Annotated in this window: 17 protein-coding genes; all 17 read left to right on the top strand. The window is 35.1% G+C overall.

Going from position 1 to position 18733, the window contains the following annotated elements; genetic code table 11:
• The first annotated feature begins 5 nt into the window (after positions 1–5).
• The 17 genes from PMOB_RS07010 (at position 6) to PMOB_RS10280 (ending at position 18731) form a co-directional block, all read left to right on the top strand.
• Positions 6–1112, top strand: a complete 1107-nt coding sequence (locus tag PMOB_RS07010) for an FtsW/RodA/SpoVE family cell cycle protein (protein ID WP_012209171.1) — start codon at positions 6–8, stop codon at positions 1110–1112.
• A gap of 7 nt (positions 1113–1119) precedes the next feature.
• The gene (locus tag PMOB_RS07005) at positions 1120–2037 is read left to right on the top strand and encodes a glutamate formimidoyltransferase (RefSeq protein WP_012209170.1); all 918 of its coding nucleotides are present in this window, start codon (positions 1120–1122) and stop codon (positions 2035–2037) included.
• A complete protein-coding gene (locus PMOB_RS07000) occupies positions 2034–2501 on the top strand; it encodes a 23S rRNA (pseudouridine(1915)-N(3))-methyltransferase RlmH (protein ID WP_012209169.1) in 468 nt (155 codons plus the stop codon). The genes PMOB_RS07005 and PMOB_RS07000 overlap by 4 nt, the downstream gene beginning before the upstream one ends.
• A gap of 62 nt (positions 2502–2563) precedes the next feature.
• Positions 2564–3826 (top strand): adenylosuccinate synthase, encoded by a 1263-nt coding sequence (locus PMOB_RS06995; protein ID WP_012209168.1) that lies wholly within the window; start codon positions 2564–2566, stop codon positions 3824–3826.
• 20 nt (positions 3827–3846) lie between these two features.
• Complete coding sequence (locus PMOB_RS06990; RefSeq protein ID WP_012209167.1) at positions 3847–5319, top strand: bifunctional ADP-dependent NAD(P)H-hydrate dehydratase/NAD(P)H-hydrate epimerase; 1473 nt, start codon at positions 3847–3849, stop codon at positions 5317–5319.
• Between the two features lie 13 nt (positions 5320–5332).
• Positions 5333–5989 carry a thiamine diphosphokinase gene (locus PMOB_RS06985; RefSeq protein ID WP_012209166.1) on the top strand — a complete coding sequence of 219 codons (657 nt, stop codon included), beginning with the start codon at positions 5333–5335 and terminating at the stop codon, positions 5987–5989.
• Between the two features lie 15 nt (positions 5990–6004).
• A complete protein-coding gene (locus tag PMOB_RS06980; RefSeq protein WP_012209165.1) occupies positions 6005–6481 on the top strand; it encodes a metallophosphoesterase in 477 nt (158 codons plus the stop codon).
• A gap of 18 nt (positions 6482–6499) precedes the next feature.
• Positions 6500–7090 (top strand): ribosome biogenesis GTP-binding protein YihA/YsxC, encoded by a 591-nt coding sequence (gene yihA, locus PMOB_RS06975; RefSeq protein ID WP_012209164.1) that lies wholly within the window; start codon positions 6500–6502, stop codon positions 7088–7090.
• Positions 7091–7473: 383 nt separating this feature from the next.
• Positions 7474–9261, top strand: a complete 1788-nt coding sequence (locus tag PMOB_RS06970) for an ATPase (protein WP_012209163.1) — start codon at positions 7474–7476, stop codon at positions 9259–9261.
• Positions 9254–10024: an SIR2 family NAD-dependent protein deacylase gene (locus PMOB_RS06965; protein WP_012209162.1), complete on the top strand. Its 771-nt coding sequence runs from the start codon at positions 9254–9256 to the stop codon at positions 10022–10024. The genes PMOB_RS06970 and PMOB_RS06965 overlap by 8 nt, the downstream gene beginning before the upstream one ends.
• Positions 10025–10180: 156 nt before the next feature.
• Positions 10181–11485, top strand: a complete 1305-nt coding sequence (gene asnS / locus PMOB_RS06960) for an asparagine--tRNA ligase (RefSeq protein ID WP_012209161.1) — start codon at positions 10181–10183, stop codon at positions 11483–11485.
• Positions 11486–11505: 20 nt separating this feature from the next.
• Positions 11506–12561 carry a Holliday junction branch migration DNA helicase RuvB gene (gene ruvB / locus PMOB_RS06955; protein WP_012209160.1) on the top strand — a complete coding sequence of 352 codons (1056 nt, stop codon included), beginning with the start codon at positions 11506–11508 and terminating at the stop codon, positions 12559–12561.
• Positions 12554–13249, top strand: a complete 696-nt coding sequence (locus tag PMOB_RS06950; RefSeq protein ID WP_012209159.1) for a YggS family pyridoxal phosphate-dependent enzyme — start codon at positions 12554–12556, stop codon at positions 13247–13249. Before ruvB ends, PMOB_RS06950 begins: the two co-directional genes overlap by 8 nt.
• Positions 13250–13363: 114 nt before the next feature.
• A complete protein-coding gene (locus PMOB_RS06945; protein ID WP_012209158.1) occupies positions 13364–13666 on the top strand; it encodes a YggT family protein in 303 nt (100 codons plus the stop codon).
• Between the two features lie 5 nt (positions 13667–13671).
• Positions 13672–14496 (top strand): NAD(+)/NADH kinase, encoded by an 825-nt coding sequence (locus PMOB_RS06940; protein ID WP_012209157.1) that lies wholly within the window; start codon positions 13672–13674, stop codon positions 14494–14496.
• Between the two features lie 18 nt (positions 14497–14514).
• Positions 14515–15273: a phosphate signaling complex PhoU family protein gene (locus tag PMOB_RS06935; RefSeq protein WP_012209156.1), complete on the top strand. Its 759-nt coding sequence runs from the start codon at positions 14515–14517 to the stop codon at positions 15271–15273.
• The gene (locus PMOB_RS10280; RefSeq protein WP_012209155.1) at positions 15270–18731 is read left to right on the top strand and encodes an LptF/LptG family permease; all 3462 of its coding nucleotides are present in this window, start codon (positions 15270–15272) and stop codon (positions 18729–18731) included. Before PMOB_RS06935 ends, PMOB_RS10280 begins: the two co-directional genes overlap by 4 nt.
• The last annotated feature ends 2 nt before the right edge of the window (positions 18732–18733 follow it).

Below are 18733 nucleotides of genomic sequence, written 5' to 3'. Positions count from 1 at the left end.
TTTCAGTGAATTCTTTTTTTATTACAAATTTAATAGGTGAAAGAAAAGAACGTATTAAAAAAATAGAATTTATCCTCGTTATCGCTTACGTTTCATTGGCAATTTTTGGATTTTTATCTGTTAAGAGTGCTGTAATCAACAGTCCTTTAGAAGGCATAGAAAATCAACAATTAATGTGGATCATTCTAGGGATCGCTTTTTTTGCCATTAGCATTTTTATTCCAGAAAGGTTTATTAAGAAATATACCCCTATTCTATTTTATTTAGTAATTCTTGCCTTGGTTTTAGTACTATTCACCACACCAATTAGTGGGGCTAAAAGATGGATAAGGCTGGGACCTGTGGGTTTCCAACCATCTGAAATATTTAAGCTGGCATTGTTATTATATCTTAGTTATGTTCTTTCTCAAAATGATAATAAAAAGTTTTATTTTGCATCAATAATGATTTTTTTATCTGCAGGGTTGATATACCAAGAACCGGATTTTAGCACTTCTATTATAGTACTATTCACCTGGTTTGTACTAGTTTTTGTTTCAGGAAGGTTCGAAAAATTATGGCAGTATTCCTTAGGATTAGCTTTGATTGGCAGTCCTATAATTTTTTATAACCTCCAAGAATACCAAAAAGGTAGGATAATAGGGTTTCTCTTTCCTCAAACCTACTCTCTAAGTTATTATTATAACACCGCTCAAGCGATAAAAGCTATAGGTTCTGGAGGTTTGCTAGGGGAAGGATACATGAATGGATACATGAATTTGAGTGGATTCGTACCTGAAAGTCATACAGATTTTATACTTTCCGTTATTGGAGAAGAGTTTGGATTTTTGGGGGTAAGTTTTATTCTAATACTTTATTCGGCAATACTTTGGAGACTATACGAAGGATACAAAAAAAGCGATGACCTATTTTGGAAGTATTTTTATGTTGGATCTGCATTTTTGATCTTTTTCCATATTTTTCAAAATATTGGAATGAATCTAGGCATGTTGCCAGTTACAGGCATCCCTCTGCCTCTATTATCAAATGGTGGCTCTTCTTTTGTTACTTTTTCTATAATACTAGGGGTTGCAACAAAAGGTTTAATGATAGAAAAAAACATCACGAGGTGATTCAAAAATGAAAATCGTAGAAACTCTACCAAACATCAGTGAAGGGAAAAACAAAGAATTAATCAACCGAATCAAAGACCTTTCTGAGAATTTTGATAAGATTTGGTTTATTTCTTGTAAAAGTGATGAATACTTCAATAGAAGTTTCATCAGTGTTGTAGGTGAATTAAACGAAATAGAGACTTTCTTATTCGAAATGGTGAAAATATGCGTGGCAAATATAGATCTCAGAAATCATAGTGGGTATCATCCCAGAATAGGTGCCGTAGATGTCATCCCGATTGTACCGCTAATATCTACAACCTTTGATGAGGCGGATAATCTTGTAAAAAGATTAGCAAAAAAAATCTCTGAAAGTTTTGAATTGCCTATATATCTATACGAAAAATCAGCCAGAAACGATTATCGTAGAAATATTAACACCTTAAGAAAAGGTGAATTTGAATTCTTAGCAAAAAAAATGTCTTTCCCTGAATGGGAACCGGACTTTGGTCCAAATCATCCTCATCCCACTGCGGGAGCAACTATTATGGGGGTTAGAGATTTTCTAATATCTTTGGAATTCCATATTAACACCTCAGACAGATGGCTAGCAGAACAAATAAAACAAGAAATAAGTTTGAATTTACCCGCAAGTGTATTTTTAGAAAGAAAACAAAACGGTAAATTCAGTCTCACTCTAAATGCAAAAGAAGGGGATGTATCACTCTATTTGCTCTACAGCAAAGTTAAAACGATAATAGAACATTTTGGCAGCGAAATAGAAAAAGTAACTCTCCCATCTCCTTTAACGGGAAAATTGTTTTTACATTCTTTTAAAAACTTAATTGGTAACTTGGATGGAGAATTATTTACAATAGAAGAAAAATTGCTAACCGAATCACAGATCACCAAAACAAAACATATTTCAAACGAGGAAAAATGACTAGAATCATAGTCGTAGGACCTTTAAAAAGTCCCTATATAATAGATGGAGTCAAGCAATATTTAAAGTGGATAAAGAAATTTGAACGAATTGAACTAATACAACTTCCTTTGTCCGGAGATTTAAACAAGACACCACCTTCAATTTACAAAGATAAAGATTTCAAAAAGTTTGAAAAATATTTCCCGGATTCTTTCAACGTTTTATTGGATGAGAGAGGAGAACAGATGGATTCTGTAAAATTTTCTGAATTTTATGACCGCACAAAAACCTCTTCGCAAGGGAAACACATAAACTTCATTGTTGGTGGCCCTTTAGGACATTCTGATAAAATTTACAATAAAGCTGATTATATTTTATCGTTATCTAAAATGACTTTTACCCACGAATTTGCGGTTTTGATTCTTTTAGAGCAATTGTTTAGAGTTAACAAGATATTGCACAATGAAACCTATCATTATTAAAAAAATTACAATATTTTTTATCACAGGAAGGGAGGAAGGTACGGTATCATCGTACAAAAATCATGAAAAAAATGTCGATTGTAGGTGCCCAATGGGGCGATGAAGGTAAAGGTAAGGTTGTCAACTATTTTTCAGAAAAGTTTGAATGGATCGTACGTTTTTCTGGAGGGGCGAACGCAGGTCACACTATCTATTACAAAGACAAAAAATATGTGAATCATATGCTTCCTTCTATTATGCCCAATTCTCAATCTAAAGGTTTTTTAGGTGCAGGAATGGTTTTAGATTTAGAAAAACTTGTTGAGGAACTAAATATACTAGAAGCTGATTTTCCTGGAATGTCCTCTAAATTTTACATTGATTTAGAAGCCTTTTTGGTCCTCCCGTGGCATAAAGAAGAAGACGAAATTATAGAAAGTATGAGAAAAAAGCCAATTGGAACAACAAAAAGAGGAATCGGACCTGCCTATACCGATAAGGTATCAAGGGAGGGTATAAAACTCTACTACCTGTTTGATGAAAAAATGCTTAAAGAACGTTTAGAAGACATATATTACTTAAAAAGTAGTCTGTATGGGAACAAATTAAAAACTTCAAAAGATGATGTGTTTGAATACTTGATGAAAACCAAAAATGAATTGGAAAAATTGAAGATAAATTACGCTAGTGCGGTAGAGATGGGGAATGTTTTCAGAAGTACATCGGTACTGTTTGAAGGAGCTCAAGGTGTTTTGTTAGATTTAGATTTTGGCACCTATCCTTTTGTCACCTCGTCTTCGTGTATGGCTCATGGAGTTTCTTCTGTAGGATTTTCAACCTTTGAATTAGATGAGGTGTATGGGGTACTCAAAGCCTACACAACACGGGTAGGATCGGGACCTTTCCCAACAGAAATCTTTGGAGAAGAAGCTCACAAAATTAGGGAATTGGGAAAAGAATACGGTGCGACAACAGGAAGGCCAAGAAGGGTTGGTTGGTTAGATCTCCCTGCTTTGAGATACGCAAAAATAAGATCTGGTTTAACAGGGCTTGTAATCACCAAGGCGGACGTTTTAAACGGGTTAGATAAGATAAAAGTTTGTACACATTATGAGGTCAACGGAAAAACAAAAGATACTCCATCCTCCTCGTACGACTTTTTTGTTGCCAAACCTATTTACACTGAATTGAACGGTTGGAAAGATACCAACGATATTAATTTCTTAAAATATTTATCGTATATTGAAGAACAAATCGGTGTTGATATTGACTACATTTCTTACGGACCAAAAACCGAAGAAATGTGTTCAAAAAATGATTTGATCTTGAACATGGAAAACAAATAAAAAGTTTAGAGGTGAAAAAATTGAAAATACTCACTTCTTCCCAGGCAAAATTAATAGACAAATTGACTATAGAGAAAGGAATAGCCCCAGAAACGCTGATGGAGCAAGCGGCTTTTTCTGTAGCTGACATAGCGGAAACCTTTGAACCAAATTCCATTCTATGTGTAGTAGGAAAGGGTAACAACGCAGGTGATGGTATTGCAGCGGGTAGGATCCTAAAAAATAGAGGCTACAACGTTGAAATACTTATAGTAGGCGATCCAACTCAAGGGAGTCCCGGCTTTAAAAAGCAACTTGAGATCGCCAAAAAATACGAAATTAATATTTATCGTTTTGATGTTGATGAAATCAATTATTCCCAATACGATCTCATAATAGACGGGTTAATAGGTATAGGCTTGACAGGAGAAGTCAAGGGGGAGGTTGCTGAAGCGATAACACGCATAAACTCTTCAGGATCAAAGGTATTATCAGTTGACGTTCCATCGGGAATATCATCTGACACAGGTGAAGTTCTAGGAACGGCAGTTAAAGCCGATCAAGCGGTTACATTCGGCTTTTTAAAAATTGGCCATCTACTCTATCCTGCAAGAGAATATTGTGGAGAAATAAAAGTTGCTCCTCTATCTTTCGACAACTCGCTGGTAAACTCAATCAATCGAGAACTCATACTAGAAGATACCGTTAAGAACTTACTTCCAAACAGGCCTGAAGACTCCTATAAGTACAAATTTGGAACGGTTCTAATACTCGCAGGCAGTGAAAAATACCCTGGTGCCCCTATCCTTTCAGCTATTGGAGCTCAAAGAACTGGAGCTGGTATGGTTAAACTGATTACACCAGGTGATTCATCAAACGTTTTAACTCTTGAACCATCCATAATCTATAAGTCTTTAAAAAAAGAACACTTTGAAGAAAAAGACGTTGAAAATTTAAAGGAAGAAATCGAAAAATCCAACGTTATAGTTTTAGGTCCCGGTATAACTGAAAATGCAAAAGGCTTTGTTAAAAAATTAGTTGAAACCTACAAAGATAACAAATTATTCGTTTTAGATGCAGATGCTCTATCCATTTTAAAAGATAAAGATGTAAAATTAAACAGAAATTTTGTTATAACCCCTCATGTAGGAGAACTATCAAAGGTTTATAAAAATTTAAAAAACGACGTGGTCACTTTGGAAGAATACGCAAAAAAATTGAACTGTACCATTGTATTCAAATCATCAACTACCTTGGTAACAAACGGTGAAAAAACGTATTTCAACATAACAGGGAATTCAAGTCTAGCCAAGGGAGGATCGGGAGATTTACTATCAGGAGTTATCGGATCGTATATAGCTCAAGGTTTACCTACAATGCAAGCTTGCCTCATTGGAAGCTATGTAGTATATAAAACAGCAAGAGATCTATCCTTAGAGTACACAAACTACTGTTTAACTCCAAAAACAATTGCTGACAATCTATATAAGACAATCCATCAATTAAACTCATGAACCTAAAATCCAATTGGGAGGCGACCGAACTATAGTTTATATAATATCTGGAGCAGAGCCAAGAAGCTCTTTAGAATTCTATGAGAAAATGTTTCAAAAGGCATCCTTGACAATCGCCTGTGATGCTGGAATCAAAATCTTCAAAAAGTTAAACTTACCACCAAACTATTTAATAGGAGATTTTGATTCTGCTTCTATTGAAGACCTTCAGTGGGCAGAAAATAACAACACCGAGATATTGAAATATCCAAAAGAAAAAGATGAGATCGATACCGAATTGGCTTTAATATTTCTGAAAGAAAATCACTACAAAAACATTGTTTTATCAGGGGTTTTAGGCAATCGTATTGATCAAGAAATGGCAAGTATATTCCTCCTAGCCGAGTATATAGATCTAAATCCTGTTATACTTGAAGAAGACGTTAAAATTGGTATAGTAAATAAAAAAGTAGAAGAAGAAGCCCAGATCGGTGAAAGTTGGTCCATTTTAAGAATAGGAGAACCCGTTATAGGCCTTACTCTCAAAGGGTTCAAATATCCATTAAATAAAAAAGATATCTTTGATTTCAAATCCTTAGGAATCAGCAACGAAGCTAAAGAAAACAAAATAGAAATATCCGTTGAAAGTGGCATGGTCGTTTATATCAGATGGATCGACAAAAAATGGTAAGCAGGAGGCGATCTAATGTGGTTAGTATTATCCGATTCTCACGACAACATGGATAAACTCAAAAAGATTCCAGATATAATCCAAAGGTACAATGTCGATACCATTTTCCATTGTGGAGACTTTGTAGCTCCTTTTACTTTACCATATCTAATCTATGATGATATCGACTTTTATGGTGTCTTTGGTAACAACGACGGAGAAAAGTTACTACTTTATGAAAGATCAAATAAAAAGATAAAAAACGGACCAATTACCGTAGAAAAAGATGGTAAAAAAATATTTCTGATGCACGAACCTTATTCCTTAGAAGCTGCTGAAAATTCAGGGATTTATGATTATGTATTTTTTGGTCATACCCATGAAATAGGAAATAGGAAAACCGGTAAAACCGTTGTACTCAACCCAGGAGAATTTTCTGGATGGCTAACTGGGAAGGCAACTTATGGTATAATAGATCCTAACGAAGCAAAAGTTGAAATCAAAGAACTTTAGAGGAGGACCATCGACATTTTGAAAGTATACAAAGCTCAATTAATAAAAACCGTCTACAAAATTGAAGATCTCCCACCACCAGATAAAAAAGAAATCGCCTTTGCAGGAAGGTCCAATGTGGGAAAATCAAGCTTTTTGAATGCCATTTTAGGCATAAAAATAGCGAAAGTGAGTTCTACCCCAGGGAAAACCAGATCCATCAATTACTACTTGGTGAATGATAAATATTACTTTGTTGATTTGCCCGGATACGGTTTTGCAAGTGTTTCAAAACAGGAAAAAGAAAGATGGAACGTACTGATGAACGAGTACTTTAAAACCAGATTTTCTTTGAGTGCCGTTTCTTTGCTTATCGATCATAGACATATGCCTCAAAAATTGGATTATGCTATGGTCGAATGGCTCAAAGATCTAGGAACACCTTTTTTGTTTATCTTAACAAAATCTGATAAATTAACGAAATCTGAAAAAGCTAAACTTTTTGAAGATATCAAAAGAAGTTTTTCAACTTATGGTGAATATATATATATGCCTTTTTCCTCAAAAACAAAAGAAGGGTTAAAAGAGGTTTTGAAAACCATCGGCGAAATATTAGGTGATAATGATTAGTCTCAATCAGGGTGCAGAGCAAAGGGGTACTAAAAGTAAGATTTAGAAGTTATTCTTATAATAAACACTTCAAAATTAAGATTTTGATTTTAAAAGGGTCACAGGGCGGAGCCTTGTTTGCTGTACTATGCAAACTATGTTTTTAAATGATTTTTTGCTGATTTATGCAAAGAAGCTTTTGTTTCCAGAGCTGTGCAAAAAAGATCTTTTTAAAAAGAGATTTTTGTTTTTGGGGAGTTTGAGGGGAGTACCCCTCAATGTCCGGGTTTACCCCTTAACGTCCTGGGTTAGGGACCTTAGGTCCCTCCTTAAGAAGGGTGGGAAGCGGGGAAAGGGGCGCTAAAATAAAACTTCTAAAGACCGTTAAAAGGGAGGGTTAAAAAATGAGTTATGAAAGAACGGTGCTGATACCCGGGGAGGTATCTTATAGTAACATATCTCAAATACTAAACTCAAGTTATCTACTAGAAATAATTTCAGAATTAATCGAGGATGCCGAAGAGACACGCAATACGTTGTATCCTTTTTTTCAATTATTTCTAGTAGATGAAACCAAACAAAAAGTTCATGAAAGGTACGATTTAGAACAAATCCGACAACTACTCTTAGCATTATCTTTAAACAGCTTAGACCATTTGGATGAATCCTCTTACTTTAGTTTCCCAAAATTATCTTCATACAGAGAAACGTTGGCTCTCTTTGTTGAAGATACTTTCAATCTATGGCGTTCAAAACACAGATTCATGAAAAAAGCGGATCCATTTAGTCACAACTCAAGAACGAGAATTCACAAACAAATATCCTTAGTTAAAAACAACTCTGATTTAAAAAGCTTAGTCTTGGGAGTATATAGACAAATCCTTGTTAATATATCAGCCAGAAGGGTAAAAGTGCTCAGGCAACTTCCCAGTGGAGCTCAAGCTGGATTTATAGTTGATCGACCTAGAACAAAACCAGAAGCTCAAATAGCCGCCGCTGATTTTTTATACAACATGGAATATGTTTGGAGCGTAGTATTGGAACCACCTGTTATCTTTTATACATACTCAAATAAAAGAAGAGGGGTATTCAAAGTTGTCGATCGCCCTATATTAAACAAAATTAATATTGAAAATCCACAGGATTGGCTGGTGTTCCCTATATACGTTAACGACAAATTGATATTCGTTGTTGTTTACAAGGAATACTTTGCGATGGCAGCAGGTTTGGCAAATTTGTACGAGTTTGCAGATTTTGAAAGTTTAGAAAACAGAAGACCTGATGGCATATACATTTTCGGTATGAATAAAAGTTTTTTTGAGGATGAAGACGATTACAATGGTATCATCTATAAAGAAGATGATGGAACTTACGTAGGGCTTGTCGGAGATGATCCTTCTATAGACTACTTTGGTTATATGAAGAAAATGGTATTGACGATTCACAACTTAATAGTAATAGACGAAGATAGACTACCAATTCACGGGGCTTTAGCTGAAATAAAGTTAAGGGATGGAAAAAGTTTCAACGTAATGATAATGGGAGATAGTGGAGCGGGAAAATCTGAAACATTGGATGCCTTAAATAGAATAAGAAAACAAGTATCCGAAGTAAATATATTGATAGATGATATGGGATCATTAGATATTTTAGAAGATGGAACAGTGGTTGCGTATGGGACAGAAACTGGTGCTTTTGTTAGACTAGATGACTTACAACCAGGTTATGCCTACTCCGCTATGGATAGAAGTATCTTTTTGAATCCAAACATAACCAACGCCAGAGTTATAGTACCATACTCCAATTACGAAGATATCATAAGACCTACTAAAATTGATTATTTCTTTTACGCCAACAACTATGAAAAAATAGACGACAACAAACCACCAATCGAATTTTTTAATGACGTAGATAAGGCTTTAGATATATTCTCCAAAGGTGCAAGAATGGCAAAAGGTACTACTTCAGAGAAAGGTCTAACCTATAGTTACTTTGCCAATCCCTTTGGTGCAATCCAAAGAAGAGAAAAACACGAAAAAATTGCTAGAAAATACATGGAAACTCTAATGAAAAGTAACGTCAAAGTCGGGACACTTCGGACACAACTTGGTGTAGAAGGCTATGAAGACCAAGGTCCATTAATAGCCGCCCAAGAACTTTTGAAGTTTTTAAAAGGAGAAAAAGATGTCTGAAGTTGCAAAAAAATTTGCCGAATTAATTTATAATTCAAATTCCATTGCGGTCTTAAGTGGTGCGGGGATGTCTACTAACGCAGGTATCCCCGATTTCAGAGGCCCTAACGGGATCTACACGAAGGCAAATATAGAAAATCCTGAGAGAATTTTCGATTTAGATTATTTCTATCTGGATCCTTCTTTGTTCTATAAGTTTCACAAAAAATTTTTGGAGTACATAACGAAAGCAGAACCAACCTTTACTCACAAATTTTTAGTTCAACTTGAAAAGGAAGGAAAATTAAAAGGGATAGTAACTCAAAACATAGACTCTTTACACCAAAAAGCCGGTTCAAAAAAAGTCTATGAAATCCATGGAGGATGCTGGAAAAATTACTGCACAAAATGTAAAAGAAAGTATTCTCAAGAAGAAATATTAGAAAAGATGAACAATGAAGTAGTACCAAAATGTGATAACTGCGGTGGAGTAATAAAACCAGACATAGTATTTTTTGGAGAACCTGTAAAATACCTAACAGAATCTGAAATATTGATGAAAAATTCGGAACTTGTCTTGGTTTTAGGATCTTCTCTTGCGGTTATACCAGCAGCAATGTTGCCATCCTTAACTAAAGGCAAGATAATAGTTGTGAACAAAGGAGAAATATCAGAAATGTATCTCCCGCCACAAAAAGTAGCTCTCATTGTTAACGAAGAACTGGATACCTTTTTTATGCAAGTTGCCAAAGAATGGGTGGGGAGCGGGGCGAAGGGGCGCTAAAACAGAGCATTAAGGGGTTTCACCTTTTGCTGTTTTGTGCAAAAAAATTTTTTAAGTTTGCCGCAGTGTGCAAACGATGTTTTTAAATGAATTTGACCCTGAACTTGATTTGGGGTTTTTAAGGGGGGAACCCCCTTAACGTCCGGAGGTGATAGCATGATTCCAAATTGGGTATATATAAAAGACTTCAAAAAACACATCAATGAAACAGTAGAATTTCGGGGATGGGTATGGAACAAAAGAAGCAGCGGTAAAATTGCTTTCTTACAGTTAAGGGATGGAACTGGTTTCATTCAAGGAATAGCTGAAAAAAAGGATTTTGATGATGAAACCTTTGAAAACATAAGAAAAATAAAAATGGAAAGCAGCATAATCTTACAAGGAACCATAAAAAAAGACGAAAGATCTCCTGAAAACGTTGAATTACATATAACTTCTTTCAAAAAAATACAAGAACCCATTGAAGACTATCCCATTTCTAAAAAAGAGCATGGCATAGACTTTTTAATGGAAAATAGGCATTTATGGATCAGATCGAGAAGACAGTTTCATATCTTAAATATTAGAAATGAAATTTTAAAGGCAATTAGAGATTTTTATAATCAAAATAATTTTACCTTGATAGACACCCCTATATTTACTGGTTCTATAGGGGAATCTGCTGGTAACACATTCAAATTAGACTATTTCGATTATGGAGAGGTATATCTAGCACAAACAGGTCAACTTTACTTAGAAGCTGCGGCGATGTCCTTTGGAAAGGTGTACAATCTAGGCCCTACATTCAGATCCGAAAAATCAAAAACAAGAAGACATCTAATCGAATTTTGGATGAATGAAGCCGAAGTAGCTTTTTATAAACATGAAGACAACATCAAATTACAAGAAAGCTTGGTTTCTTTCATAATCAAAAGGGTATTAGAAAATGCTTCTGATGATCTAAAAGAAATTGGTAGGGATACAAATAAACTACAAAAAATTCAGCCCCCCTTTGAAAGAATGACTTACACGCAAGCAATTGATTTTCTTAAGAAAAAAGGGTTTGAAGTAGAATGGGGAGAAGATTTCGGCGCAGATGAAGAAAGTGTACTGGCTTCTCAATTTGAAAAACCACTCTTTGTGGAAAAGTATCCTAGGAAAGTTAAGGCTTTCTATATGCAACCTGATGAAAACAACCCTGATGTTGTACTCTGTGACGACTTACTTGCCCCCGAAGGTTATGGAGAAATAATAGGGGCTTCCGAAAGAATATGGGAAGAATCAGTCCTAATAGACAGATTAAAAGAATTCAATCTTCCTTTAGATCAATACCAATGGTACATAGATTTAAGAAAGTTTGGTAGCGTTCCACACAGTGGTTTCGGTTTAGGCGTTGAAAGAACGGTTGCTTGGATATGTGGTTTAGAACACATTAGGGAAGCTATTCCTTTTGCAAGAACACTTTACAGAGTTTATCCATAAGATCCTAAGGAGTTTTTAAAATGATCGAAAAAGAAAATACAAACCCAAAGAGGTTACTGGATCCCTCTTTTATTGGTGAGGATACAGGATCAAAGAAATTAAGACCAAATTACTTGAATGAATTTATAGGCCAGGACAACATAAAAAAAAAGTTAAAGGTCGCGATAGAAGCTGCTAAAATAAGAAAAGAAGCGATGGATCATGTAGTTTTAGCAGGTCCTCCTGGTTTAGGTAAAACAACCCTAGCTTATGTAATTTCAAATGAGCTAGGTGCTAATTTGCAAATTACAAGCGGTCCTGTAATCGAAAAAGCAGGAGACCTCGCTGCCATCTTAACCAACTTAGAAAATGGCGACGTACTATTCATAGACGAGATCCACAGGCTGAATAGAACCGTGGAAGAAATCTTATACTCAGCTATGGAGGATTTTCAACTTGACATTGTTATTGGGAAAGGTCCTTCTGCTCGTTCTATTAGGATTGACTTACAACCTTTCACCTTGGTAGGAGCCACTACCCGATTAGGCCTTATAGCCCCACCATTGAGAAGTAGGTTTGGCATAATTTTGGAAGTCGATTTCTACTCTCCAAAAGACCTCAACTTAATCATAAAAAGGAGTGCAGACATACTCAATATAAAAATAAAAGAAGATGCATCTCTCATTCTAGCTCAAAGATCTCGGGGAACCCCCAGGATCGCCAACAGACTCTTGAGAAGAGTTAGGGATTTTGTCCAAGTTTCTGGAAAAAACATCATAGAAGCTGAAGATGTGGACAACACAATGAAATTATTAGAAATGGATGAAGATGGCTTAGATAAAATGGATCGAAAAATTCTTAAAACAATAATAGAAAACTATGAAGGTGGGCCGGTGGGTATAAATGCCTTAGCTTCATCGATTGGGATAGAACCCGATTCAATCAGTGAGGTCTATGAACCATTTCTACTACAAGCAGGTTTCATTATCAGGACCCCTCGAGGTAGGGTGGCAACTGAAAAAGCCTACCAAAAACTAAATTACACCTATAAAACTTCCAATCACAATATCAGTTTATGGGGGGAGCTTAATGAATAATTTTCTAATAGAAAATTATCACACCCTGTTAAATGAGATACAAAAAGTTGCTGAAAAATCAGGTAGAGATCTGAACTCTATAAAATTAGTTGCTGTTTCAAAGAATTTTCCAAGTGATAACATAAAAACATTATACGAAGAAGGTCATAAAGATTTTGGAGAAAATAAGGCTCAGGAATTAAGAGAAAAATATGAAGATCTCAAAAACCTTGACATTGTATGGCATTTCATAGGCAGGATACAAACCAACAAAATAAAATACATCGTTCCTATCGCAGAATATATACATTCAGTTTGGAGAATGAAAGAAATAGAGGAAATTCAAAAAAAAGCCGAAGAAATAAATAAAACACAAAAAGTTCTTCTAGAAATAAACATATCTGGTGAACAATCAAAAGCCGGACTCATTCCAAGTGAAGTAGAGGCTTTTTTGCAAGATGCAACATCTTTTAAAAATATAAAAATAATTGGTCTAATGACGATGGCTCCTTACACTGACAACGTTGAGGTTATAAGAAACGTCTTTCGAAGCTTACGAGAACTCAGAGGCAACCTAAATAAAAAATACCCTTCAATAAAAGAACTATCTATGGGGATGACTAACGATTACAAAATAGCTATAGAAGAAGGTGCCACTCTTTTAAGAATAGGAACAAGAATCTTTGGCAACCGTTATCTTCCAGAATAGGGTATAAGGTTAATAAGCAAAACTCATATACCTTCCTTAGAAGGGTGGGGAGCGGGGCGAAGGGGCGCTGACACAAAGTTTTAGAGTTTTTAATGATAACACAAGGAGGGAACCATGTTTGTAATAGCAAATCTTTTAATAGCATTAGCAAGTATATTAAGAATAGCAATAGTATTTTTTGAATTTTGTATAATTGTATCCGCTTTATTAAGTTTCATAATGCCCTTCCAATACAACAGACTTCGAGGTTTTATTGATTCAGTTGCTAATATAATTTTGAATCCTATAAGAAGATTTATACCCACAGTTATAGGCAATATAGATCTATCTCCAATGATTGCTTTTTTGATATTGATGTTTTTAGATAGATTTTTGGTACAATCTCTATTGGAGTTAGGTTATAGGATTGGAGTGTAATTTTTATGAAGATCTTTATCTTTTACAATCCACTTAAACTTTCTAACGATGACCTTGAAGAAAACATATTAAAACCTTTTAATGAAAGCAATATAGAGGTTATTGGTTACGCTGCGGCGGGTTCTACTGTGGAGGAAAAACAAGCCCAAGTAGCCGATTTTTTCGTGATTTTTGGGGGCGATGGGACGGTATTGAAAATAGCTGAAATTGCCGCAATATTTTCAAAACCTGTAATAGCAGTTAATACTGGGAATTTAGGGTTTTTGAGTTCTTATTCCAGTTCTGAGATAAAAGAATTGATCGAAGATATACAAAAAGAAAACATTTCTTTTTCATTTCGACATCTTTTAGAATGTCATGTAGGCACCAAAAAAGTCGTTGTTTTAAACGATATCGTCTTATTGAAAAGCCAACCATTAGGTACTATGAACGTTGATGTAAAAATTGAGGAACACACTTTATTCTCATTCGCTGGAGACGGATTAATTGTATCAACGCCGACAGGATCCACTGCGTATGCCTTATCTGCTGGAGGTCCCATAATTCACCCCGAATTGAATGTTGTTCAGCTCATCCCATTAGCCGCCCATGCCCTCAACATTAGGCCTTTCATAGCTCCTCCAACGCAAAGGATAGAGATCATTTTGAAAAACATGAGCAAAGGCTTTGTATATGTAACCGGGGATGGAGATATCATTCATAGGATGGAACCAGGGATGTCAATATTTGTGACTTCCAGTGAGATGACGATAAAACTTGCCCAAAGAAATGGCAACAATTATCTCAATGCGTTGGATAAAAAATTAGGGTTTGGCAGAAGGTTTGAATAATTTTAGGAGGCATATAATTTGTTCAAAAAAGAGAATGTCAGCCAAATCAACAGCATCAGTTTAAATCGATTGACACGATATTTGAATAATGTCTTGAGAATGGGTAGAATAGTTCAAGAAATGCACTATAAATTTGGGGATGCTTATCTCGAAAGAAACGATAAATTAGCAAAAGAAATAATAAATCAAGACGACAGATTAGATTTCATCGAAGCAAGCCTAAATTATGAAAGCGTTATCTTATTGTCCTCTGGTAATTACACAGGCATTTACTTAAAAGCTTGTTTCATGAGCTCAAAATTAGTCCAAATATTTGAAAACATGGGAGACATATGCGAAAAAAATGCCAAATTGATAATTGAAATACTCAAAACCCCTTCTACTGTAAACGCTACAAATTTTGAAGACAGTTTGGAATTAACCAAAGAGAACCTTTCACTTGTTTTATCCTCACTATCAGATTTGATCAATATCAAAGCCGCCAAATTGATGACAGATCAGGTAAAAGAAAGTTTTTTTGAAAAAGCCAAGAAAAGTTGTATTCTCAACGAAGAAGTGAAAGGACTGATCGAAGCCTACAAATCGTACTTGTACAAGTCCAAAGAATCTATTAAATCCGCTTCTCTTCATATAGAAGTCTTAAACAATTTAGCAAACTTTTCAGATTTTATCACAAACATCTCTGAAAATATCATTTGGGCGTTGACAGGAGAACTGTACAAATGTAGAAATAACGATTTAGAACTCTTCTATTTCTTGGGAGAAGAAAACCCATGAAGAAGCTCTTCAAATACGTTTCAAAAGAATTCATACCGCCATTTTTTATGGGCTTAATTGCTTTTATAGTCTTTGTGAGCTTGGAGTTACTTTACCAACTATCTGAAATAATCGTTAGAAACAATGTGGGATTTTCAAAACTACTGATATTGATTTGGTATCACCTACCATATTTTATCTCCATGGGCATTCCTGTGGGAGTGCTTTTTGGTATATTTTGGGTTATTTCAAAACTCTCCTCTGCAAACGAAATAATTGCTCTACAAACGTTGGGAATACCGATGAAAAAATTAATCATACCTTTCATGACGATTTCTCTCTTGTTATCTTTTTTCACATTTGCACTCTTCAACACCATCGTACCCGTATCAAACTACAAGGCAAAAGAAGCTATGGCATTGTACGTCTATCAAAGGCCTCAAGCACAGATCGAAGAAAACCAATTTGTGGATGTTGGTGATGGAAGATACCTCTTTGTAAAACAGATAGATAGAGAAAGTGGAATTTTATACGACGTGCTCTTATACGAGGTTAAAAATGATTACACCGCTGTTTTTAACGCTCAACAAGCTCAAAAAGGTCCTGACGGTTGGTACATGAAAAACGGAAGGATGTTCAGAACCAACGAAGATGGATTTCTCGACTTAGACATAACTTTTGATCAATTGCAACTCGATATTCAAGAAGATGTCGAAGAATTTCTGAACTTCTCTAAAAGTGCTAATGAAATGACCTCAAAGGAACTAAAAGAAAAAATAACTACTTTTTCCAAACTTGGTTTGGATGTCTCCGGTCTAATAGTTTCTTACCAGTCAAAATTTGCTAACTCGTTGGCTCCCTTAGTAATTTGTATTTTAGGAATTGCCTTGTCCTTGTTTTTAAATTTAACAAGTAAATCTTGGAGTGTAATTACGACTTTTGTGCTGGTAATAATTTATCAAGGTTCTGGCGCTTGGTTGTCTGCTTTGGGAAAAGAGCATATAATAAATCCAACGATATCCGTTTGGATCCCCAACATAATATTTGGTATTATTGGTACTTTTCTATTCTTAATGCTGGATACAAGAGTATCTTACAAACTTCTCGAGCCTTTGAAAAGAATTTTCTCTGTAATATTGTTTATTCTTGTTGGTTCTTCCTTTTTTTCTGCACCTGTAAATATAACGAGTGAAGATTTTTATTTGAAAGATGATCTGTTATTTTTAGAAGGTAACGTCTATGTAGAGTATGAAGGTTCCACGATAAAAGCCGATTCAGCTCAAGGTGAATTAAACGAAGATGGAACGATTAAAGCAGCGACTTTCTTTGGAGATATAACTTATCTATATGAAGATATCTCTATACAAGCCTCAGAGATAACCGTAAACTTCGAGGAAGATTCCGCAGTCTTTGTAAATTCATATACCATACAAAAGTATAAGGCAGAGAAAGAAATAGAAGTCCGCATATGGTCTGAAAGCATGGAAAAGCCGATGCAAGAAAATATAATAGAAACAAACCAGACGAAATTAACAACATGCGAGGACTGTATAACTTATTACTTCTCAGCCAGGAAAGTCGACATATTTCCAGGATATTTTTTAATAGCCAGAGATGTGGTACTTAGTTTTTTCGGGGTCCCCGTTCTATACCTACCTTTCTATTTTCAAAGTTTATCAGAAGATGAAGAAGAACCCATGTCTCTCACGTTTGGATACGATAACAACGAATTTTCCCTACTAACAGAAATTAATTATAAGTTTGAAAACGGATCGAAAGTCCACTTATCTTACAACACGGCCAACGATCTAATCACACAAGAAACAGATCAAGAAGTGACACTAAAATACGGTGTCCCTTTTCTATATGGAAGCTTGTATCTATCTACAGGTCTGAATTCTCCAGATACCAACGATAACAACTTAGGAGTTTCTTACCAATTTTTCGAAGATAACGAAGTCAGTGAAATTGCAAAATTGGAGTTAAAAGTTCAACCAGCAACAAAAGAAAAATCCCTGTCGTTAAATATCCCAAAATTGGAAACGAATTTGGGAGACCTTAAAAACATACATTCACACATTTATTGGGATTCTAAGGGATTTGATGATATTCTATTTTTAAACGTTGAATCTCAAGCCTTTCAAAAGAAATATGGGAGATCTTTGATCTCTTTATCAAAGCTCAAGCTCAACTCTCATTCATATGGGGACATATCCAACCTTTCTATGGATCAGATATGGGATACGAAAGAAAGTGAAATAGATATTGAAGGAAAGTACAACTTCTATGAAACATTCGCCAGAATGTACGGCGATTTTGATTACGCTTACACCACCGTCGCAACAGAAACCACCAAAAATCGATTAGAAACTAAAAATACTTTCTCTTACAAAGATACCCTTTATGAGATTGATAGAAATAATTTTGATTTAAAATTCAACATGGAGGATTCAATTCACTTCAACTATAACAACGATTTTATACCCGGTGAAGAATACTCTTCTGGGAAAACGCTCTTTGATTACTCTTTAGAACCGGGCTTAGAAATTGATTTAGGTGTTTTCGAATTTGGTAACTCATTAGAATACGTAAAGGTCTTAGAAAACTCCCTCACTCCCTCTGCCACAGACGAATTGAATTACAACGATTACGTAGGGTATTCTTTCTCTCTTTTTGAAAAAAATTTTACGAACTCTGCAAAGTTAAACAGAAGTTTTGATCTAAGAAATGCTGAAAATTCCCCAGATTTGCAAGAAATGGAACTTCAAACTCAAACCAACATAAATCTATTAAACACTAAAAATACCTTACAAACACAGACCAAGTTTGATACTACTGATCCCAATACGATCCAGCCGGATACAACAAACATCAAACTAACCAACGTCATTGGCCCTTTAACCCATAGAAGTGAGTTTGATTATGGCCATCAAGAAGAGATTAAGGTAGATTATATTGAAAACAGAGAAATTTTGAGGTACAATAGAAATCGGCTACAATTGGATTATAGGTATTATATTCATGAACAAACATTCACCAAAAAGATCCCAGAGGTTTTAACGTATTTTCTTTTTTATTATGAAGGTAACAAAATTTACGGGGATTTTGACATGAAGGAAGAGTACACTGTCTACGACTTAGACCTAAATTTCTTGGAAAAAAGTTCAAATTACTCTTTTGGAATAGATACAACCTACCGCATTTCAGAGTCTCTTGAAACAGGCTTCGACATAAACAACAGGGATAAAAGCGAGTTTGCAAAAATAAACTTTGATTATAATATAGAGGATCAAAGCTGGGATTTCACAGAGTTTGAAATACAGAAAAAAATTGTGTGCTGGACGTTGAACGTACAGACTAAATTTTCCTTACTACCCCAGTTTGATTTAGCCTCGTTCAGAATATCTTTTTTTATCAATTATATACCCGATAAAAATATCTCATATGGTGATGATGGGTTTGAATTTGGATTAATGTGAGG

Source organism: Petrotoga mobilis SJ95 (assembly GCF_000018605.1).
Classification (GTDB): domain Bacteria; phylum Thermotogota; class Thermotogae; order Petrotogales; family Petrotogaceae; genus Petrotoga; species Petrotoga mobilis.
The sequence above is the reverse complement of the archived record's forward strand: the minus strand, read 5'-3'. Positions and strand labels throughout refer to the sequence as shown.